The following is a 22,128-nucleotide window of genomic DNA, read 5'->3' as shown; positions in this document are numbered from 1 at the left end:
CTTTCCCTTGTGGTCCGACAGCCGCACCCCTCCTGAAGATCTCTCCGGCGTAGGGACATGCATGACACGCCCGCCGCACAGCCTGGGGAACTGGTGTTGCGTAATCTTACCGCGAATTGACATGAGATGAGACTGGCCGGATTGTGATTGCGCGCATGCGGGGTGCACAGGGTTGTCGACCGGCGGCGTCTCTGCGTCCGTGACCGCGGACGGCCTAGGCCATTGCTGTAGGAACTGTTGTGGAAGCATCGCTGTAAGGAGAAGATTCCACATGGAAAGACAGGCGAGAGGCACAGTATCCGGAATGAAAATCTTTGCCGCCGTCTTCCTGGTTCTCCTGTTCTCTGTCACGGCCCGGGCACAGTCCATCCTCACAATGAATGAGGGATACCCGGTTTGTGTGTCGGAGAGCGCCTTGGACCGGTTCCTCACGTCCCAGGAGCGCAAAGACGACAGGTCGATGGCCGCGCTGTTGACGTCGGAAGAGTGCACCATCTCGAGGGGCGGGCAGAAGGCCTATCTTGAGGACTACACGATTTTCACTGGGAAAGTCAAAATCCGGCTCGAGGGGCGGACGGTGGGATTCTGGACGGTGAATGAGGCGATCAATTAGATTTGAAGCTGCTGAGTGTCAAGTCCTGCGATGTAGTCACAACATCCAGGTGACCGATGGCGTGAAGCGCCGCCGGGGATGGGTGCGCACGTGCCTTGCCGCGCAGGTGAGAATGCCGAGGTTCCGGGGCCACCGGCGAATTGCAGTATCGCCGGACTCCATCCCAACCCATGGGACGGCCCTCGCGTTCTTGGAATAGTGCAGGCGACCCATTACGGAAAAACCTCCAGGATTGCCGAGAGAAACGGTTTCCTGAGGACACTACGATATCGAACGACCTAACATGGCGAAAATACACCGTAAAAGCCTTACGGCGGAGCGTTGCTCCGAAACTCCTGATAGAGCCCGGATCCTAAGCTTCATTGGACAGCACCATAATGAAAAAACGAACCGAAATCAGGCATTCGTTATGATGTTCACATTTGCCTCGATCGAAAGAAAGAGACAATGGCTGCCTTAAAAGGGAAAGATATTTAAAGGCAACAGCAATTGACCCTAAACTCGTGCGTAGGTAATACTATCTCTCTCGAATTCGCTAATGATTTCATCCGTCAGAGATGGATGCATTCTTGACATCATGTGCAAAATGGTCTCTGTGGTTACTTTGTAATCTTCTTTCCTGGCAATTTCCTGTTCAAATGCGAATTGAGCACCCTGTTCAAAAAGGTACTGAATATCAGCCGGTGTAAACCTGGACGTCTCTTTCACAATCAGATCCAGGTCGATCTCTCCTCTATTTAGCCGTGATACGTAGTATTCTAAAATAGTTCTTCTCTCCTCTTCATTCAATCCCCCAACAGGAATGATACAGTCGAATCTGCCCGGACGAAGCAGCGCCGGATCGAGATGTTGAATAAAGTTGGTGGCGCATACCAGCAGCACCTTGTTCGCTTCGTTCTTGAACAGCGGAACCTGTTTGAGAAATTCGTTAGTGATGGACTTATCGAGGCGATCTGCGCGATCTCGATGCCCTGCCAATTCTTCAAACTCATCGATGAAAATGACAGCATCTTCAAGCTGTCGTGCCTTCTCCATCATTCTCCGCAGGTTGGCGCCGACCTTCTCCGTGCCGTCCTCCATAAGCATGCTGGGTGCAATTTCAATGTACCACCATGAAAGGACTCCAGCTATCGCCTTGACGAAATGAGTCTTTCCGGTGCCCGGAGGCCCAAAGAAAATGATGGTCTTGGGAGGACTCACGCCGTGTTTTCTGGACAGATCCTCTTCCGTAAGCGGGAGGATGATCCTCCGCTGAACCAACTGTTTGGGGGGTTGTGAATCGGAAATTACATCCCATAACTCTCTACCGATGGTCTGGGCTCCCATTTCCTTGAGAAGGTCTTTTCGTTTATAGTTCGTGTATTCGACAACCGCTTGTTCCATGTTTTCAAGAAAATCTATGCATGCAGTTCGAAAGCCCACATCTCGACCCACTTTTTCTGACAAGAGCCACTTATGCTGCAGGATCTTGCCCCACAAATCCTGTGCGATTGCGGGCTCAAACCTTGCGTCACTCAACTCGAAGATTTTGCTCGCGCATTCTTCAGGTGAAAGACTTTCTGGAATATTTTCATTCATGTTTGCTCACTCGCTGATCTGTAGAGAACTCCAGGTCGTGTCGCTTGAGACACGTCCACAATATCTCGATGGTAAATTCACAGTCCCATTGCGCCAGGACTCATAACGAGGTGCGTTCAAGATTATGCAACACCCGCTCAGCGGGAGGTGACGCGGGCGGGATAAACCCAGCCCCTACGGACCGATGTGCCGATCAGACGTGGCGGCGCCGATCAGGACGCGGCCGAAGTCCTCAAAAATGGGGTAATCAGGGCGTTCATTCGCGCCGGCAGGTGTTGTCCGGGAAACCGCCCCTTGAAATCCGATGTGGCAGAGTTTGTCCCGGTGGGAATTCGGGCATGTTTCAATGTCCCGCAGACTCTCTCGTCCCGACGGCTGGAAATATGCCGGGCAGAGGAACTGGTCGAAGGTGGTGAAGGTTTTTACCCGGTGCTCTCCTCGACATCGGCGGACGCAAAAGTCGAACTCATGCCGGGGGAGAAACTGGAGCAATTGGCGGGAAACGGCATTGCCGGAATATATGGTCGCCATCCCAAGGTGCCGGGAGGGCATCACCGGTCGAAATTCAAATCGAAAACGAAAAAATATGTCAAAGAGCTTTAAAAATCCAAGAGTTACAGGGGGTGATCAAAATTTTGCCGGACCGTAACGGGCTGCCGTCAGTAAAATGAGAGTAATCCAAGACAAATTCACCAGGTGAACTGTTTGAAGGCGGTTTCACCGAGTGCGACACCCTTCGTATCAATAACCCCTTCAAAAGAGTAAGGCAATGTCTTGCCTTGCATCGAGAGGTGAGAAACGGGCAAGAATTGAGACGAGAGGAGAAATTATGGCGCTCCAAGAGACCCTTCTCCAGCCTCGAAATTGAGTGCTGACCGACGACTGGTTCTTGATAGGTAACTGATCACGGGATATCTACATTTCAACATGATCTATCCACGCCGGATCAGAATGTTGTTCATGAGAAGGACGTGAATGCCTCCTTAGTTCATGACCGTTGAACGCAAGTTCCTATAAGACCGTACCATCACAGCGGTAAGGAACCCTTTTCATTTTGAAATAAAGCATGCCGAACGGCTCCTGATACTTGCCTGGCGGGGTCGCGTTAATGGGGGCCATTCATCCGTATGTGTGCGGATTGGAACCGTGTGGAAAGGCTGCGCCCTGCCGGCCGACGAAGCTCCGGATGGGGCTCAGCCTGTTTCGAAATGTGCGGTGCGTGCTTCCGTCACGGGAATCTCGTGTGAACGACGCTGTGGGCGTGCCTGAAGAAAAGGCCGGTACCGGCAACCGGCCTCAATTTCGGAGCCTGGGTGGGGGATGCGCGCCGTGGTTCCGTTTGCTGCGATCTCCCGGGCGGGGGACCGGGTATACTGGGGGTGGCTTTCCGGATTACCGCATCTTTATGAGAATCCGACCGACACTCCGGGGAAAGCAGGGGGCCGGTTCCTTCAGATGGGACGATTGTCCCGGATTTGTGAAAAGTGTAGGTTTGACCCTCAGTGTACACCACGATTTTCACTGGGAAAGTCAAAATCCGGCTCGAGGGGCGGACGGTGGGATTCTGGACGGTGAATGAGGCGATCAATTAGATTTGAAGCTGCTGAGTGTCAAGTCCTGCGATGTAGTCACAACATCCAGGTGACCGATGGCGTGAAGCGCCGCCGGGGATGGGTGCGCACGTGCCTTGCCGCGCAGGTGAGAATGCCGACCGCCCCGCGCGCCCCCGCGAATGGCAGTGTTGCCGGCCTGCCCCGCCTCAGGGACGATCCGCGTGCTTTCGTGAGGAATGTAGATTCGACCCCGTGCAGGAAAAACCTCCCGGATTGCCGAAAAAAACTCCGGAACTTTCCAGGGATTGGATTGTCAAAAAGGTTAAAGGCTCAAGTCGGCCCGAGTTGGAAGAAGATGGGTGATCAAATGAAGGCCCCATACCGGTCCGTGATGGAGGCGACGTCATGAAAACAGTTCGCCAATTCATTCAACACAATGTCAATTCCCTGCATGTTTACTGTCGACTTTGCGACCACATCCCCTGCCACATGGCCAAGAAGATTGCCAGGTTATATGACAAGACCATCCAGAGGCTGGTGTATATTATTTAAAAAATCACAGGCATGGAATAAAACAACCACAAAGAATATTGGGATTGTTATAAATAAGAGACAGTATGCAATAAAGTTAACATATAAAATCAAATATAATAATTTATTACAATGATAAAATGGAGATTCGGCATGATTATAACAAAAGTCAGATCAGTTATAATATCTGGAATTGCATTTATTTTACTACCATTAATTGGCTTTGCTCATTTGGATTGCAATGTAGAATATCATAATTGTATAAATAATATAACTTCTATCGATACCTGTATGCGCAGTAGAAAGCGAGTTTGCATAGATTCATGCTATATGCATGGAGGAAGGACTGAAGAATGCTATGCTGATGAGTGCGAATTTGATGCCGGTTGGGAACGAAGCTGCCGGGATCAAATCAAGAGGGAAGAGGAGAATTGTCGAAGCAACCTGAAGTCGTGTTCAAATAACATTTGAAGGAATTTGCTGCATTTTGCCGGTTCCGTTTCACGCGGCGACGCGGGAAGACTGGTTCGGCTCGCCGATATCAAAGTGCTCACGTCGTGTCGATTCCATGACCCAATGATTCGGGAAGGGAAGATGATCTCGTTTCAATGTGCAGGCGGACCCGAGTGTCTTTCCGGATGAGCGCCTTCCCGCGGGAACGCAATCGTTGACGCGGCGATGGCAGGGGGGCGGTCCGTCCCCGAGGAACGACCATCGGAAATTTGTGAAAAGTGTAGGTTTGACCCTCAGTGTATGGAGATGACTCTGCCCTTGGCGCCCACGCGATAGCGGATGCCTTTCCAGCGGATTTCATGCGCGCGCCAGGTTCGGAGGTGGCTCCATATCGCCACGAACACGGCCGCTGCCACGGCGGCCGGCCAATACGGGACAGGACCCGGGCGGGGATGGAACTTCCTGAGGGAGAGCCCGATTCCGGCCAGGCCCGCAAGGAACGCAAGCGAAGCGAGGTTTAGGAGTGAGGCGTCGGCACCGGTCAGCAGCAGGAGGGCCTGGAGGCCGGCCAGGGCGATGAGCGCTGCCAGGGCTGCGAGGAGCATGCCGGCGGCCGCCCAAGAGCCGGGGAAGCAGAATTTCAGGTACAGCCACTGGCGGGTCAGCCACCGGGTCCATGCCGAACAGTCCTGATCATTCAAGGGAGTGGTCAGGCACGCCTCCCGCACCGGCGTCGCCCGCAGGCCCGCCTGCCGGAGCAGCATCGCGAGCGACACATCGTCCACCACGTTGCCCGCCCACGTGTCCGCCACTTTCAGGCGTTCGAACAACGCTCTGGCGATGGCCGTGTTTCCGCCCCACGGCTGCGTGATGAACCGGCATTCCTGCAGTCGATACAAGGCCAGGACGGTGACGGCGCGCCCGAGCAGGGGAAGGGTGGCTCTTGCGGGCAGGATGTGGTGGTAGCCCGTGGTGACGGCGGTCCGGCCGAAGCAGATGGGGGCCACGAGGGCCCGCAGCCAGTCGGGCCGCGCTTCATGAGTGCTGTCCGCAAAGACGAACACCTCCGTGTCGGCCGCCGCGGCCGCGACGCCGGCAAGGAGGTTGTGGTTCTTCTGCCCGCATCGCGACGCGGGACCGCTCGTAACGAAGCGAACCAGGGGCGTGGCGCTCTCTTCCCGTTCCCGCGTCAGCCGGCGCAGCAGGGAAACCGCGTCGTCTTCGGCGTCGCGCGTGACCCAGAGGATTTCGAACGTCGGGTAATCCTGATCGAGCAGCGATCGAAGGGACGTCTCCGTGCAGTCCGCAATTCCGGCCACCGGGACGATCAGGGACACCCGGGGCCAGGTTGTCGGCCGGAGCGCCGGTCCGCCCTCCGCCCCGCGGGAGCGGCCGGAGCAGTCCGGCACGAAGAGCAGGCCCAGAGTTGCCAGCACGGCCGCCATCGATGCAGCGATCCAATAGACCATGGTCCGTTCCTTCGATCCCGAAAATGGAGTCCGGAGGCTCCGGTGATTCCAATTGACACGGGATGCGGCCTTTCGCAAGCAAATAATTCGAGCGACCGGAAGCCGGGGAGATTTTTCCAATTGCGTGCTCGGGCTTCATCCTTTATAAACGAAGCGCTTGCATCCGTATCGATCGTTTGCGAGGGGGGTGCCGCACCCGAATGACAACGCCGAGGCGGTGATGCCCCGAGGACTCCGTTGCCTCCCCTCCGGAATGGAAATGAAAGAATGGCCAGAATTCTGTATGGAGTGCACGGCACCGGCCATGGGCATGCAATCAGGGCTTTGACCGTCGCCAGGCGCTTTCCGGAGCACGAATTCCTGTTTGTCAGTCACAGTGATGGAGCGGCAATTCTCTCCCGCGAATACACGGTGTTCGACTGCCCGAACCCGGTGACTCCCATTCGGAACCACAAAGTCGCCACCGGGCCGGTCATCTTCCAGAATGCGGGGTTTTTCCTGCACGAGAAGGAGTTGTTCCGGTCGGTTCTGGACCAGATGGAACGCTTCAAGCCCGACGTGGCCCTCACAGACTACGAATACCTGGTGCCGCGGGCCTGCCGCAAAACGGGGATTCCCTGTCTTTCCGTCGATCACCAGCATATCACCAACTTCACCGATCACAGCATCCCGCGGTGGCAATACCGCAACTACCTGCTGAACTACTGGGCTTCGCGGTTCCTCTTCACCGAGGCTTCGGAGTACCTGGTGATTTCATTCTTTCATCCTCCGATGAAGAAAAACGTCCCGAAGGCCGTCCTGGCGCCGCCTCTGCTCAGGGAGAGCGTCCTCGCCAATATGCCGTCCGACGGCGGCTACGTGCTGGTCTACCAGGGCTTTTCCACCACGTTCAAAAACTTCTTCCCGTTCCTGCGAAGCATCGACCGAAACGTGATCGTTTACGGTTTCAACTCCGACCACCTCAGCGGCAACCTGCAGTTCAAGAAGAACTCCGAGGCGGAATTCCTCGCGGACCTGGCCGGATGCACTTACGTGATTTGCGGCGGCGGGCACACCATGATTTCGGAATCGCTCTACTATGGCAAACCCGTCCTCTCGATTCCGTTCAAGAACGCCTTCGAACAGCAGCTCAACGCGCATTACGTGGAGAAGCTGGGGTACGGCCTGTGCTGCTCCCACCTCAAACCCGGGCCCGGCATCATCCCCGAGTTCGAAGCGAACCTGGATCAGTGCAGGCGGAAAATCACCGAGGGCAATTTCATCGGAAATCAGGAGATTTTCGAACTGGTGGGGCGTTTCATACAGAGGTGCGTTCAAGATGACACAACACCAGCCCGGCGGGAAGTGACGCGGGCGGGGATAAACCCCGCTCCTACGGACTGATGACAGCCGTCGGCGCTGTGATTTCCAGCATACCCCCCCTTGTGCGGACTAATGCGCCGGTCAGACGCAGCGCTTATGGGGATAAATCCCGCCCCTTGTATGGACCGATGTGCCGGTCAGACGTGGCGGCAGGTGACGCGGGTGGGGATAAATCTTGCCATTACGGGATGTTAGGCCGGTCAGACGTAGGGGAAGGCTTTGTGCCCTCCCGCCCAATGCACCCCTCTTGACCGCAACCCTGTTTCATACGCGAACGGGCGATGGCCGTTCCATCGGGAGCCCGCTCATGGAGCAGGCGTTCGAAAATGTCTTCGTGCTGCCTGGCCGCCGTCCGGCAGTGGTGTTTTGTCTCCACTTTCATTCTCCCCGCCTTGCCGTAAGAATCCCGAAGGTTCTCATCCGAAAGCAGCCGGTCCAGCGCGGATGCCATGGCCCGGACGTCTCCCGCGGGGACCAGAAGGCCGGTGCGGCCTTCCTCCACCACTTCCGGAATGCCGCCCACGCGGGTCGCAACCACGGGGAGTCCGGTGGCCATGGCTTCGAGAATGACGTTGGGGAGACCCTCCCGAAGGGAGCTGAGAACGAACAGGCTGCTCTGGTGGAAGAGCGGGAGTAAATCCAGGCGTCCGGGCAGGAAGGCCACGCGGCTTTCGGGCAGGAGCGCGAAGGCGTGCCGCCTGACCGGTTCCAGGCGGGGGCCGTCCCCCACCAGCCGGAGCTCGGCACCCGGATGACGATCGGCGATGGCGGCGAATGCCTCCACGAGGGTTTTCTGGTCTTTGTCGGGGACGAACCGGGCAATGGACAGAATGACCTCGCCGTCCGGCGACCGAAAGTTCGGCGGGCGGAACAATTCGAGGTCCACCCCGTTCGGAACGACGCTCACCATGGCGTCGGGCATCGGGCAGCTGCGCAGCAGGACATCTTTCAAATCACGGCTGTTGCAGATGAGATGGTCCGCCCGGTTCCACAACCACCGTTCATGCTGGCGGCGAGGAGAGCCGCCTCCCCGGCAGGTACCCACGATCACCGGCACTTTCGCCGGCCTTCCGAGCAGCCTTCCCCAGATGTTCGGCACGACGGTGAACAGCACGAGCAGTTCCACCCGCTCCCGGCGCAGCAGGCGCCACAGGCGGAAAAGGCACAGCGGGCCGGCGAACCTCGCCCGGGAAAGCCATCGCAGGGGTATGCCGCGGTCGCGGGCCAGGGGGACCAGATCGTCTCCCGCCTGCATCATCCACAGCTCCACCGCGAAACGGGTCCTGTCCAGGTGGAGCGCCAGGTCCAGGACCTGTCGTTGCGTGCCTCCATACAGCAGATCCTGGAGCAGGAACACCGTCTTGACGGGCACATCGCCCGCGGGCTGCCGCGAGACGTTCGGGGGCATCGGGCGGGAGCGCACTTCAGTAACCCATGAGGCCGCAGCAACGGGAGCAGGCAGGCATGAGCCCGTCCTTCGTCAGGCTGCGCCTGAACTGCCGATAACGGGCAGAATTCCACAGCTCGGTGATGGATCGTTCCTTGATGTTTCCCACCACGTAATCGTGATAGTCCCGGCACGGGGACATGTCCCCGTTGCTGTTCACCTCCACGGCCTGGTAGATGGATATGCACCGGTCGAAGCCGAATCGGGCGCGATGGTCGGTGAAATAGGTCCGCAGATCGTCGCCGCCTCGAATATTGGGAATGAAAATCACCGGAGGGGCGTTCAAACCGCGCGACACGTCTTCCAGCGTTTTCATCTGCCGCTCCAGCGCGTCGCAGTCGTCGGGCTTCCAGTCTCCCGTCCAGCCCCAGTGCAGGGTGGGGGTGAAGCCGAACCGGCGCGAAAAATCCTCGTCATGCAATCGGGCACGCTCCTCGTCGATCCACCATGACAGGTAGAACACGAAGAGATCCGCGCGGTCCCGGAAGGTCTCGTAAATGTCGACCAGGTGCCGGCTATTGGTGCGTGAGATCACGGTGAGCGAGGCGATGAGAGGCAAACTTCCGCCTTGGGTTTCCCGCTCCCGCCGGACCGCCTGGAAGGCCGCTTCGATGGCGGCGAAGTTGTTCATTCCGCCCAGCGCCGGCCGCGCGCGGTTGTGCACCTCGGCGCAGTGGCCGTCAATGGACATCTGCAGCAGGAACATCGGTGCGGCCGCAAGTCGCCGGGCGTTGGCGGCGACGTGCGTGCCGTTGGTGGCGATGGAAACCGGCAGCCCCATCATGGAGGCCCGTTCGATCAGTTCCACGGAGCCTTCATAGAGCATCGGCTCACCGCCCCACAGATAGACGAACGGCCGGTGGCCCTCCCGAACGAGGTCCGACAGCACCTCCACGTAACGGTCCAGGGACACCTCCTGCTTCTTCAGCTCCTTCTGATCCCGGCCGTGCAGGAAACCGTCCTTCCCCCACTGGCCGCAAGTGGTGCAGCGCAGGTTGCAGATGTCGGTGATGCGAAAGCTCACCTGCCTGATTTTCTTTGCGAAACCCTCGTCGACTCGCGGATTCAAAAGATCGAAAAACCATTTTTCGGTCTGCAGCGATGCCAGCCGCAAGGCAATCTGCGGGTGCCGGGCCATTTTCCGGATGTTCTTGACGATTGCGTTCAACGAAATCGCACTGGTTCTGCCCATAAACGGTCTCCGAGTCAACAGTCCCGTACCGGCTTCGCGGATGTGGCGCGAGACGTCAAAATTACCTGGAAAACAGACTCCCGGGTGAGTCTGTTTTCATGCCTTGCGGCGACGCCCGCGCCATGGACAATTGCGTTCAAGGCGGCGACATCGGGCGGGAAGGGCACAAAGCCCTTCCCTGCAATTGCGCGGGTCGCAGGGGGTATTCTTCGGCCTCGCCTTCCCGTGATGCCTTGTTCCCCGCCCTTGAACGCGAATCGATATCAAACGCCGGGCATGCGAAAGGGCTCATCGGCTCGGCCTGGAGCGCCCGCGAACCGGCGAAGCCCGATCGACACTGCGCGGTGAAGCTGCGCGAGTGCGGTTTTGCCCGGTCTTTTCCGAACGGCATCTTCGCCCTTCCGGTCGAAATTTTCAACCGGAAGGTGCACTCCATTGACAGGGCAAGGCCATTCGTGACAGACTCGCGGCTGCGCATCCGGGCCGAAGGATGTCGGCCGCGGTCCGATACGATCCGACGCATTATAGTCGTATCGGACCCGATCACAAGGTCCTTGAGCGGTGGTGTGGAGGAAGATGAAAGCGCTGGTGTATCGACGTTCCGTCGTCCGTTATCTGCTGGGGCGGCTGCTGAGCCGTTTTCGGCCGCGCCGGTTCTTCCCGCGAGTGACCCCGCTGCGCCTGGAGCAGGTGCCGTTCGCTCCTCCTTCGACGGATTGGGTCACACTTCGCCCGAGGTATTGCGGCATTTGCGGGTCGGATCTCAGGCTCCTGCAGGGGGTGGAGTCATATCTGCTCGAACCCTACGCGTCCCTTCCCGCCGTTCTCGGCCACGAGGTGGTTGCCGAAGTGGTCGATGCGCCCGCCGGATCGGCCTGGAAGCCGGGGGATCGAGTAGTGGTGGAACCGGTTCTCCACTGCGAGGTGCGGGGCGTGCCCCCGTGCCGCTCCTGCGCGGCGGGCCATTACAACCTTTGCGAGAACTTCACGACCGGGGGTCTCCCTCCCGGGACCGTGCTGGGCTACACCCGGGGCGTCGGCGGCGGGATGGCCGAGCTGATGGCCGCTCATCCGCGCCAGCTGATCCGGGTGCCGGAGGAGATGCCCGACGAAACCGCGGTCCTGACGGATTCCCTGGCTTCGGCCCTGCAACCGGCGCTCGATCACTTTCCGGCCGACGGCGGCACGGTGGTTGTCTACGGGGCGGGCATTCTCGGGCAGCATCTCATCCGGATCCTCCGGGCGCTCGGCTCGGCGGCCAGGCTCGTGGCCGTCGCCCGGCATCCGTTCCAGGGCGATCTGGCGCTCCGGGGAGGCGCGGATTCCGTGCTTTTGTCCCCGGGGCGAGCCCGGTTGGGAGAAGCGGTCGGGGCCCGGATGATGCCCACGACCCTGGGAGGCGGAAACCTGGAGGGCGGCGCCGATCTTATTTTCGATTGCGTCGGCAGCAGCCACTCGCTCCAGGAAGGGTTGCTGGTGCTGCGCGGCAGGGGAACCTACGTGATGGTCGGAACGGCAGGGCGGCTGGGTCCCGTGGATTTCTCCAGCCTCTGGTTCCGGGAATTGCGCATGACCGGATCGGCCTGTTACGCTTACGCCTCCTTTCGGGGGCAGACCGTGCGCACCTACCGGATGGCCGTGGACCTCCTGGCGGATCCCCGTTTCCCCATCGAGGGGCTGCTCACCCATGTGTTCGGCCTCGATGCATATCCCGACGCGTTTCAGACCGCGTTCGACAAGGCGAGGAACCGGAGCGTGAAGGTGGCGTTCGACGTTTCGCGAATGGAAGGCCGGAGCCCGGTGCCCACGCCCAAGGGGAAGTGATTTGAAGCTGGTCTTCAGCATCGATGTTGAAGAGGAAGGGCTGTTCACCGGCGAATATTCCCGGGAGCCCCCGGGCGTGGAGAACATACGGGGGCTCGATCGCCTCGAGTTCGTTTCGAAGGAATTCGGTTTTCCCCTGACCCTGCTGGTTTCTTACCGGGTGGCCCGGGATGCGTGTGCCCGGAAGGTTCTCCTGGACTGGAAAGATCTGAGGGGGGCTGAAATCGGCGCGCATCTGCACCATTGGAGCACTCCTCCGTTCGACAAACTGCCCTATCCCGAACCGGTCCCCGCGGACCTGTTGCCGCCGGCTCTTCTGCGGGCCAAGCTCGAAAACCTGCTCGACGCGTTGAAGACGAACCTCGGCGTGACCGCGCGTTCGTTCCGGATGGGACGGTTCGATATCGGGACACAGGTTCCAAAGCTGTTGCCTGAACTGGGCCTGCTCACCGACAGCAGCATCGTTCCCTTGCGCCGAACGGCCGGAGGACCGGATCATTTCATGGCCCCCTGCGAACCCTACCGCCTGGAAGGTTCCGACGGCCGGACCCCCTCGGTACTGGAAGTCCCCCTCACCATGATTCCCCTCTTTCCCCGGACGCGAAACGCCGTCTATCGGCAGTCATCGTTTCTGCCTCCCCGTGTTCGGGATTTCCTGCTGACCGCCTATCGCCATGCCGCGGTCGTCGGGGTCCACCCCGCCTGGTTTTCTCTGAGCGCAATGAAGCTTGCCGCGAATCTGCACAGAGCCCGCGGCGGATGTGTCCTGTGCATGTTCCTCCATTCCTCCGAAGTCCATCCGGGAGCGACGCCAAAATTCCGAACGGAGTCCGATGTCAGGCGCCTGGTGGACAAGATCCGGGCCTTCCTGGCCTGGCTGGTGCGCACGGGTCCGGTCCGGGGGATGACGCTGGAGGACCTTCGCGCTTTTTTTTGACCCCGGCCTCCGTCGTTCTCAGGAATAAAATCCCTCGATGTACGCTGACGTGGGCATCCCGCGATCACTGCCGCAAAGCCCGGCTTTCGGCCGCTCGATTCGCGGCCCTGGCGCTGCAGATTTTACTTTAATTATATCGGTGTGTTAATTGTCTTCCGTCACGTTCAGGAAGGAGCAACGCCGGAGTTGCTCCCGAGGGGTGGTGGGGAAAACCCGGTATGGACCGGATAGAAAGGGGGGGCGAAGGATTCCGTTCGCGCCGCCGGTTTTTGTCAACAATACTGTCAGGCACATGGAAAAATAAGCAATTCGCTCTATGTACTGCGTCTCAGGCAGGTTATATTATTTCTCACCATTAAAAATAATTAATGTTTGAAAAGTTGACGTCCGGGTGAGCGGTAGATTTCATTTCCCCCCTCATTCTCGCGACATCGGCCGGGCCGATGAAGCGAACCACACCTGCCGAACCGCTCGACAACAGCAAAGGACAGGCATCAATTCGTGCCGTGCGGAGCCCGTTTCGGGTTGAATCGCCATAAACGATGCATTTTGAGAGGTTCATGACGATGTCGCCGAAGTATCTCGACTTCGCATCCGGTGAGTGAGATGTGGCGAGGAGAAAAGTCTTCTGCACCTTCTCCTTTTGAAGGTCATCCCTTCGCGTAATGGAGTTCCGACAAAATCGTCAAACCCGATAAATCGGCCGCTCCCCATATCCGGGGATGGGGCCTCCACTTCCGCGAAAGCGGGACTCCGGCTCTCCTGCAACTTCCAGTTCTCCGGTTACTACGGGTCTGATCCTGACGAGAGAGAGACGGCTTAGTGCTTGGTCTGCAGAACCATGCTGCACTCGATCCGAAAGGGGATTTGTCTCTTCCGGAGGGATTCGGGTCAATGGCAGGCATGTCACTGCCGCCAGGTCTTGAGGGTGACGTGAACCGTCATTCCGTCCGACCGAAAACTCGCACCACAAGGAGGTTTTACGCCATGAAAACAATCGAAAGAATCATGCCGTTTCCCGCATTGCCCACGGTTTTGTGCGCGGGGCTCGCTGTCCTGCTCCTTTGGAGCGTCCCGGCGATCGCGGTGCAGCCCACCCTGACGGCGGCCCCGATAGTCCGGGCGGCGCCCGCGCCGGCCGTGCAGACACCTTTGAACCCCACGAAAATACCGCAGTTCAGACAACCTCTGGATGTTCTGGACGTCACCGGGGCCACCGGGATTCCGGTCGCCGTCGGAACGAAGGATCCGGTCACCGGCAACCAGGTGATCGATGTCAGCATCTGCGAGTACCAGACAAACGTCCTGCCGCCGGGCACCCCTGTTGTGGGGGCTGTCGCCGGTGTTGCCCCGGCGACCTGGGTCTGGGGCTACCAGGAGGGCGCGGCTTGTACCCCAGGGCTTCAGCCCCGCTCCTATCTCGGCCCGGTGGTCCTCGCCAACCGCCACACGCCGACGCAAATGAATTATTACAACCGGCTTCCCGGCGCGAACGTGGCCAATGTCAAGGCGTACACCACATCCACCGACCAGACGCTGATCTGGGGCGATCCGCTGTCGCTCAACACCGCGCCGCCGCCCATCAACTTCAACGTTCCCGTCGGTACGGCCCTTCCGGAATTGAACCTGTGCTGGCAGGCGGCCCAGGCCTTTGTGCCGGGCGTGAGCGTCATGCCCGCCCCATGTCTCAACAATTACGGCTTCCTGGGGCTCCAGGCGGTCCCGCCGCCCGCGAGTTACGGCTCGCCCGTTCCTGCTTCGGTGCACATCCACGGCGGGGAGGTCCCGTCGGTGGTTGACGGCGGCCCGGACTCCTGGTGGACGCGAAACGGTGTCTTCGGGCACGGCTACTACTCGAAGGGCGGCACCAATGACGCGACCGCCGGCAAGGCGGTTTACGTCTACCCTAACGGGCAGGAGGCCGCGCCGATCTGGTTTCACGACCACATGCTCGGCGCCACCCGCCTGAACGTGTACGCCGGCCTCGCGGGCGGTTACATCATCACCGAGCCCGCGTCCACCCTCGCAAAGGGCCTGCACCCCCTGGGTCTGGCCGACGCCACATGGGTGCCGCCGGTTGGTCAAACCGAGAATGATCGCCCCCTCGCAGACCTCACCGTCCCCCTCATCATCCAGGACCGCATGTTCGACACCAACGGTCAGCTCTTCTTTCCGAACGTCGGCATCAACCCCGAGCATCCTTACTGGGTGCCGGAGTTCGTGGGCAACACGATCCTTGTGAACGGCAAAACGTGGCCCTACTTCGCCGTCCAGCCGAAGCGCTACCGCTTCCTTTTCCTGAACGGCTCCAATGCCCGCGCCTACGAGCTGTTCCTCATGAGCAAAACCACCGGGTTGAAGGGTCCCTCGATGTGGGTGATCGGCAACGACCAGGGCTACCTCGACGCGCCCCGGGAGATCAACCCGAACCTCAAGCCGAACGACAAGCTCGCCATTATGCCGGGTGAGCGCTACGAGGTCATCGTCGACTTTTCCGGAGTTGCCGGCCAGACCCTGGAGATGCGCAACACCGCCAGGACTCCCTGGGTCGGTGGCGCTCCCGTCAACGGCAACACCACCGGCAAGGTCATGCAGTTTCGGGTCGCCGCCACGCCCGTTGTGGACAAAACGTTCAATCCTGCCGCTCTGCCCGCTCCGGCCATCCGGGTGAATCCCGCCGACGGCCTCCCGAAACCCATGGTCCGCCTGACCACGGCGCTCGGCACCACGCCGGCCGCGGGGGTGACGATCCACAAGACCCGGCGCCTCACCCTCAACGAGGCCATCGGCGCGGGTGGTCCGCTGGAGGTCCTGGTCAACAACACCCTGTACGACGGCAGCAAGCCTCGCCTCTACAACGATTTCACCCCGATCAACACGATGTGGAACACCAGCTACTATTCCGAACTGCCGCACGAGGGTGAGACGGAGCTCTGGGAGATCCTCAACCTCACGGCTGACGCGCACCCGATCCACCCGCATTTGGTGGCGTTCCAGGTCTTGAACCGGCAGGGTCTCGACGTCAAGGGCTACCTTGCCGCCTACAACACGGCTTTGACTGCCGCAGGTCTTCCTCTGGACGGCGCGGGCCCGCCGCTGGACTACAACAGCTCCGGCGCCATCGGCTGCGCGGTCACCGCTCCGGGGAGAGGGGACCCCCGCTACAGCGGGCTGAACCCCCAGTGCGTGCTGGGAGGCAACCCTGATCCGGCCCTTACCCTTTCCCTGGTGGGCCTCCCGGTTCCGCCGACCCCGCAGGAGATCGGCTGGAAGGATACCGTCCAGGCGCTTCCGAATATGGTGACGCGCATCCTCGTGCGCTTCGCCAAACCCGACCTGCCCGCCGTCACCCTCGCCGACGCGGCCGGGTACGATTTCAGCCCGAATCACGGCCACGGCTACGTGTGGCACTGTCACATCATCGACCATGAGGACAATGAGATGATGCGGCCTTTTACCGTAAACGACAACGCGTTGTATCCTCGCAATTTCCTGATTGGAGTCAACTACTAGCCGCGCGTACCCGAGCGGAAACCGAAGGAGAGCCGCACGCAGGGCTCTCCTTTGTTTCCTGCGGCTGCGCCGAAAGTCCGATTCCAGGATAAACGGACGACTCATGCGCCAGCGAACGTTTCTGATCCTTGTCGCAATCCTGGTCCCCGTCGCTTTTATTGCCGGCTGGTACGCAAGCCGGGGGAGCGGGGGTACCGGGGGGGCCGGGGATCGGAAGCTCCTCTACTACGTGGACCCCATGAATCCCTCTTTCCGTTCGCCGGAACCGGGGACCGCGCCCTGCGGGATGCCGCTCGAGCCCGTCTATGCCGGCGGGGCCACGCCGGGCGGGGTTGGGACAACCCCTCCGGGGGCTGTGACGGTCCGCGCCGACCGGTTGCAGCTCATCGGCGTGGCGCGCGAAGCGGTCCGATCCGGCACCCTGCGTCACACCCTGCGGCTGGTGGGGACCGTAGCTCCTGATGAGACGCGGCTCTTCCGGGTCACGGCGGCGACCGCCGGGAGGATCCGCGAGATGGGCGCGGCGACGACCGGGAGTCTCGTGAACAAGGGCGAAATCCTGGGCTCGTACTACTCCGGTGAACTGCTCGTCCCCCAGCAGAATTTTCTTCGCATGTTCGAAACCTATCAGAACGTGCAGAAGGGTGGCACGAATCCTTACGACAACTTCCAGGGCGGCGGCCAGCTCGCGACCTACGTGCGGAACGTGGACGTGGCTCGCCAGGCGCTCCTGAATCTGGGCATGACCGCGGAACAGGTGGAAGAGGTTGCGGCAACACGCCAGCCCGCCTATCTCGTGCAAATCCGAGCCCCTGCCGCTGGGATCGTCACCTCGCGCAACGTCTCCCTCGGGCAGTCGTTCGACGCGCGTGCGGACCTGTTCACGATCGCGGATCTCAGCCTCGTCTGGGTGCTCGCCGACGCCTTTGAGGGGCAGGAGGAGCACTTCAAGGCGGGCACACGGGCGATTGTGATGCAACCCGGAGCGGGCCGCAGGTTCGCGGCCGTGGTCAGCGGGGTCCCACCCCGGTTTGAAGCCGCCACCCGGACGCTCAAGGTTCGTCTCGACGTCGTCAACCCCGGCCTCCTTCTTCGCCCCGACATGCTGGTGGACGTCGAGCTTCCCGTCGAGATCGGCCCCGGCCTTTTCGTTCCCAAGGGGGCTGTGATCGACTCCGGAACGCGCCGGATCGTCTTCGTGGAGCAGGGCGAGGGCGTGTTCGTGCCCCGCACGGTCCGCGCGGGGCGGCGGCTCGGCGAACGAGTCGAGATCGTCGGCGGCCTCATGGAGGGTGAGACGATCGTTACCGCCGGGAACTTCCTTCTCGATTCCGAGAGCCGGATGCGGGCTGCAGGGGCCGCTGTGGCCGGCATGGCACTCGACCCCATCTGCGGCATGGAGGTGGATGAGACCAGGGCGCGGGCGAACGGGCTTGTGAGCGAATATGGGGGAACGACCTGGTTCTTCTGCGCGCCGGTCTGCAAGCAGGAATTCGACAGCGATCCGAAGGCGGCGGCCGCCAAGGCCGAGGGCGTAAAGGAGGTTGCGGCGCAGGAGCGGCAGCCCGCCAACGGCATTGGGACAAAGGCGTTCCACATGGAGGACCCGGTCTGCGGCATGGACGTGGACCCGGACGAAGCAAGCCGCGCCGGGCTCATCAGCACCTTCCAGGGAGCGCCCTTTGTCTTCTGCTCCCCGGAGTGCAAACAGGAGTTCGACAAGGACCCCCGGGGCGTTCTTTCCCGTCCCGCCGGGGAGCGCTCCATGCCCCCCGCTGTTTCGGCCCCTCACGAGGATGGGCAGCACGGGATGCCTCCGTCGATGCAGGAGAAGACGCCACCTCCGGCTCCGCAACCGGAGCAGATGCCCATGCGGGCACCCGCCCGCGGTGACGATGAAAGCCACGGAGCGGCGTCCGCGGAGCCCATGCGAATGCAGGTCGATCCGGTCTGCGGCATGCGGGTCGACTCGCTGAAGGCCCGGGCAAAGGGGCTTGTGAGCGAATATGGGGGAAAGACCTGGTTCTTCTGCGCGCGGGTCTGCAAGAAAGCGTTCGATCGCGATCCACAGGCAGTGGCTGCCAAGGCACAGGGGGTGAAGGAGTCCGCGGAGCAGGAGCGTCGGCTGCCAAACGCTCACGAGAGCATGGCGTCCCGGATGGAAGACCCGGTTTGCGGCATGGAAGTGGATCCGGTGGAGGCCCGGGAGCAGGGTCTGCTGAGCGAGCACGCGGGAAAGACCTGGTTCTTCTGTGCGCCGGAGTGCAAGCAGGCGTTCGACGCCGATCCGACGGTCTACCCGCAGGTGGTCCGATGATCGACCGCATTGTCGACTTTTCCGTGCGCAATAAGCTCGTCGTCTTCGCGGCGGTGCTCGCCGCCGTGGTCGCCGGGTGGTGGTCCATCGTGCGAATGCCGCTCGACGCCATCCCGGACCTCTCCGACACCCAGGTCATCGTTTATTCCCGCTGGGACCGCTCCCCCGACCTCGTGGAGGACCAGGTCACCTATCCGATCGTGACCGCCATGCTCGGTGCCCCGGGGGTTCGGGCAGTGCGCGGTTTCTCGGACTTCGGGTACTCTTTCGTCTACGTCATCTTCGAGGACGGCACCGACCTCTACTGGGCGCGTTCACGCACGCTCGAATACCTGTCCCCGGTCGTGCCGTCGCTCCCGCCGGGGGTGAAGACCGAGCTCGGCCCCGATGCTCTGGGTCTCGGCTGGGTTTTCCAGTACGCGCTGGTGGACGAGACCGGCAAGCGCAGCCTCGCCGAATTGCGCTCGCTCCAGGACTGGTATCTGCGCTACCACCTCAAGGCCGTGCCGGGTGTGGCCGAGGTCGCCGCGGTGGGCGGTTACCAGAAGCAGTACCAGGTGAATGTTGACCCCGCGCGCCTTCGTGCCTACGGCATCCCGATCCAGCGGGTCACGGAGGCGGTGCGCGGCGGCAACGTCGAGACCGGGGCCCGTCTTATCGAGTTCGGCGGGACCGAATACATGGTGCGGGGGCGTGGCTATGCCCGTACGATCGAGGACTTCGAAGAGATCGTCGTATCTTCGAGCGAGAACGGCTCGCCGATCCGGGTGCGCGACATCGGGCAGGTCACGGTGGGACCGGACCTGCGACGCGGCATCGCCGAGCTCGACGGCCGAGGGGAGGTTGTGTCGGGCATCGTCGTGATGCGCCAGGGACAGAACGCGCTCGAGGTGATCGACCGCCTCAAGCGCAAGCTTGTCGAGATCGGACCGGGGCTTCCCGAGGGTGTGCGGCTGCTGACCGCCTACGACCGCTCCGATCTCATCCGCCGGGCAATCCGGACGCTCACCACCGCCATCATCGAAGTCATCGTCACGATCTCGGCCATCATCATGCTCTTCCTCTGGCATCCCCCGAGCGCGCTCATCCCGGTGGTCACGATCCCGGTCGCGGTGCTGATCGCCTTCATACCCTTCGGCGGACTCGGCCTGACCGCGAACATCATGTCGCTCGGCGGCATCGCGATCGCCATCGGGGCCCTCGATGACGCGGCGATCGTGGTCGTCGAGCAGGCCCACAAGAAACTCGAGGCGTGGGAGCGGGCGGGTCGGAAGGGCGACTACCGGCTCGTCATCCAGAAGGCGATCACGCAGGTCGCCGGTCCAAGCTTCTTTTCGCTGCTCGTGATCGGGGTCTCCTTCCTTCCCATCCTCGCGCTCGAAGCGCAGGAGGGGAGGCTTTTCAAACCCCTCGCCTACACGAAGACCCTCTCCATGTTCGTGGCGGCGGTCCTCGCGGTCACTCTCGATCCCGCGCTGCGAATGCTCCTGACCCGCCCGCACCCCTTCGAATTCGGGCCGGCCTGGCTTCGCCGCACTGCCAACGCCCTTCTCGTCGGCACCGTCCGCCAGGAGGAGAGCCATCCGGTGAGCCGCGTCCTCATGCGGCTGTACGCTCCCGTCGCAGCCTGGACCTTGCGGCGCAAGTGGCTCGTGATCGCCGCCGCGATCCTGCTCGTCGTCGCGACGGTGCCGGCTTTCCTGAGGCTCGGCAGCGAATTCATGCCGCCGCTCGAGGAAGGCTCGCTCTTCTACATGCCGACCACGATGCCCGGCATCTCGATCAGCGAGGCCGGGAGGCTTTTGCAGGTGACGGACCGCATCATCGCTTCCTTTCCGGAGGTCGACCGGGTCCTCGGCAAGGCCGGGCGCGCCGGCACCTCCACCGACCCGGCGCCGCTTTCCATGCTCGAGACCGTCGTTACGCTCAAGCCCAAATCCGACTGGCGAAAGATCGACACGTGGTATTCGTCGTGGTCTCCGGAGTGGCTTACCCCGCTGCTGAGGCACATCACTCCCGACACCATATCCCAGGAGCGCCTCATCGACGAGATGAACGACGCCTTACGGATGCCTGGACTTTCGAACGCCTGGACGATGCCGATCAAGGGGCGCATCGATATGCTCGCGACCGGCATCCGGACACCGGTCGGATTGAAGATCTCCGGCTCCGACCTCGCGGAGATCGAACGCATCGGCGTGGCGACCGAGGCCGTTCTGAAGGGTGTGAAGGGCGCCCGGAGCGTGTTCGCCGAGCGCACCGCCGGGGGGTATTTCCTCGATGTCGCCTGGAGGCGCCAGGAACTGGCGCGTTACGGGCTGAGCGTTCAGGAGGCGCAGGACGTCCTTGCTGCCGCGGTCGGCGGGGAGAGCGTGACGACCACCGTGGAGGGGCGGGAGCGCTATACGGTGAATGTTCGCTACCTGCCGGACTTTCGTGCTGACGAGGAGTCGCTCGCGGCCGTCCTGGTGCCTGTCGGCGACGGTCGGGTCCAGGTGCCGCTCGGCCGGCTCGCCGACGTCGTCGTGAAGACCGGTCCGGGCATGATCCGCAATGAGGACGGCCTGCTCACCGGCTACGTTTACGTGGACCTCGCAGGGCGCGACCCGCAAAGCTTTGTGCGGGAGGCCGAGGCGCTTCTGCGTGACCGCGTGAAGCTGCCCCCCGGCAACGCCCTCGCGTGGAGCGGCCAATACGAGGCGATGGAGCGAGTCCGGGAGCGCCTGAAGGTCGTGATTCCCTTCACCCTCCTGCTCATCCTGCTCCTGCTTTACCTCAACACCCGATCCGTGGTTAAGACCATGATCGTGCTCCTCGCGGTGCCGTTCTCGGCGGTCGGGGCCGTCTGGTTCCTGCACCTGCTCGGCTACAACATGAGCGTCGGCGTCTGGGTGGGGCTGATCGCGCTCCTGGGCGTCGACGCCGAAACCGGTGTCTTCATGCTGTTGTACCTCGATATTGCTTACGAGCAGGCAAAAGCCGATGGGCGGCTGCGCAATCTCGACGAGCTGCGGGCCGCAATCATGGAGGGGGCAGTCAAGCGCCTCAGGCCCAAGTTCATGACGGTGACGACCACCTTCATCGGTCTCGTGCCGATCATGTGGGCCATCGGGGCAGGGGCGGACACCATGAAGCGCATTGCCGCACCGATGATCGGGGGGATCCTCACCTCCTTCCTCCTCGAATTGCTCGTCTACCCGGCGGTGTACGAGGTCTGGAAATGGCACTTCGAGCTGAAAAAGGGCGGGAGGGCCTCCGTGCCCGCGCCGCCCGCGATATCCACCGAAGTCGGCACATGACGCTGTGGAAATTTCTCACCGATGGCGGGGGTGGGCCGTG

General features: G+C 61.2%; 13 protein-coding genes and 1 pseudogene. 8 read left to right on the top strand and 6 right to left on the bottom strand.

Going from position 1 to position 22,128, the window contains the following annotated elements; translation table 11 throughout:
* Positions 1-271: 271 nt before the first annotated feature.
* Entirely contained in the window at positions 272-613 is a 342-nt protein-coding gene (locus tag SFUM_RS11695) for a hypothetical protein (protein ID WP_011699110.1), read from the top strand.
* Between the two features lie 495 nt (positions 614-1,108).
* Here SFUM_RS11695 and SFUM_RS11690 read toward each other — a convergent pair whose 3' ends face one another.
* Positions 1,109-2,191 carry an ATP-binding protein gene (locus SFUM_RS11690; RefSeq protein ID WP_011699109.1) on the bottom strand — a complete coding sequence of 361 codons (1,083 nt, stop codon included), beginning with the start codon at positions 2,189-2,191 and terminating at the stop codon, positions 1,109-1,111.
* Positions 2,192-2,392: 201 nt separating this feature from the next.
* Positions 2,393-2,722 (bottom strand): annotated as a pseudogene (locus SFUM_RS22540) (DUF4372 domain-containing protein); the annotation flags it as partial.
* A 1,427-nt stretch (positions 2,723-4,149) separates the two neighbouring features.
* Here SFUM_RS22540 and SFUM_RS23335 point away from each other — a divergent pair.
* A complete protein-coding gene (locus SFUM_RS23335) occupies positions 4,150-4,296 on the top strand; it encodes a hypothetical protein (protein ID WP_167321342.1) in 147 nt (48 codons plus the stop codon).
* Between the two features lie 725 nt (positions 4,297-5,021).
* Here SFUM_RS23335 and SFUM_RS11680 read toward each other — a convergent pair.
* Entirely contained in the window at positions 5,022-6,197 is a 1,176-nt protein-coding gene (locus tag SFUM_RS11680; protein ID WP_011699106.1) for a glycosyltransferase family 2 protein, read from the bottom strand.
* A gap of 267 nt (positions 6,198-6,464) precedes the next feature.
* On the opposite strand from SFUM_RS11680, the gene SFUM_RS11675 reads away from it, so the two are divergent.
* Positions 6,465-7,580, top strand: a complete 1,116-nt coding sequence (locus SFUM_RS11675; RefSeq protein WP_049766359.1) for a glycosyltransferase family protein — start codon at positions 6,465-6,467, stop codon at positions 7,578-7,580.
* Positions 7,581-7,740: 160 nt separating this feature from the next.
* Here SFUM_RS11675 and SFUM_RS11670 read toward each other — a convergent pair whose 3' ends face one another.
* Positions 7,741-8,967, bottom strand: a complete 1,227-nt coding sequence (locus tag SFUM_RS11670; protein WP_049766358.1) for a glycosyltransferase — start codon at positions 8,965-8,967, stop codon at positions 7,741-7,743.
* Positions 8,968-8,983: 16 nt separating this feature from the next.
* Complete coding sequence (locus tag SFUM_RS11665) at positions 8,984-10,198, bottom strand: radical SAM protein (RefSeq protein ID WP_011699103.1); 1,215 nt, start codon at positions 10,196-10,198, stop codon at positions 8,984-8,986.
* A gap of 576 nt (positions 10,199-10,774) precedes the next feature.
* Here SFUM_RS11665 and SFUM_RS11655 point away from each other — a divergent pair.
* Positions 10,775-12,022: a zinc-dependent alcohol dehydrogenase gene (locus SFUM_RS11655; protein ID WP_011699102.1), complete on the top strand. Its 1,248-nt coding sequence runs from the start codon at positions 10,775-10,777 to the stop codon at positions 12,020-12,022.
* A 1-nt stretch (position 12,023) separates the two neighbouring features.
* The gene (locus SFUM_RS11650; RefSeq protein ID WP_011699101.1) at positions 12,024-12,959 is read left to right on the top strand and encodes a polysaccharide deacetylase family protein; all 936 of its coding nucleotides are present in this window, start codon (positions 12,024-12,026) and stop codon (positions 12,957-12,959) included.
* A gap of 355 nt (positions 12,960-13,314) precedes the next feature.
* Here the strand turns inward: SFUM_RS11650 and SFUM_RS11645 are convergent, their stop codons facing one another.
* Positions 13,315-13,593 (bottom strand): hypothetical protein, encoded by a 279-nt coding sequence (locus tag SFUM_RS11645; protein ID WP_011699100.1) that lies wholly within the window; start codon positions 13,591-13,593, stop codon positions 13,315-13,317.
* Between the two features lie 353 nt (positions 13,594-13,946).
* Here SFUM_RS11645 and SFUM_RS23950 point away from each other — a divergent pair, with 353 nt between their 5' ends.
* The 3 genes from SFUM_RS23950 to SFUM_RS11630 all read left to right on the top strand — a co-directional run bounded on the left by SFUM_RS23950 (position 13,947) and on the right by SFUM_RS11630 (position 22,088).
* Positions 13,947-16,472, top strand: coding sequence for a multicopper oxidase domain-containing protein (locus SFUM_RS23950; RefSeq protein WP_049766357.1), 2,526 nt, complete (start codon positions 13,947-13,949; stop codon positions 16,470-16,472).
* Between the two features lie 103 nt (positions 16,473-16,575).
* Positions 16,576-18,789, top strand: a complete 2,214-nt coding sequence (locus tag SFUM_RS11635) for an efflux RND transporter periplasmic adaptor subunit (protein WP_011699098.1) — start codon at positions 16,576-16,578, stop codon at positions 18,787-18,789.
* Entirely contained in the window at positions 18,786-22,088 is a 3,303-nt protein-coding gene (locus SFUM_RS11630; RefSeq protein ID WP_011699097.1) for an efflux RND transporter permease subunit, read from the top strand. The genes SFUM_RS11635 and SFUM_RS11630 overlap by 4 nt, the downstream gene beginning before the upstream one ends.
* The last annotated feature ends 40 nt before the right edge of the window (positions 22,089-22,128 follow it).

The organism is Syntrophobacter fumaroxidans MPOB (assembly GCF_000014965.1).
Taxonomy (GTDB): Bacteria; Desulfobacterota; Syntrophobacteria; order Syntrophobacterales; family Syntrophobacteraceae; genus Syntrophobacter; species Syntrophobacter fumaroxidans.
The sequence above is the reverse complement of the archived record's forward strand: the minus strand, read 5'-3'. Positions and strand labels throughout refer to the sequence as shown.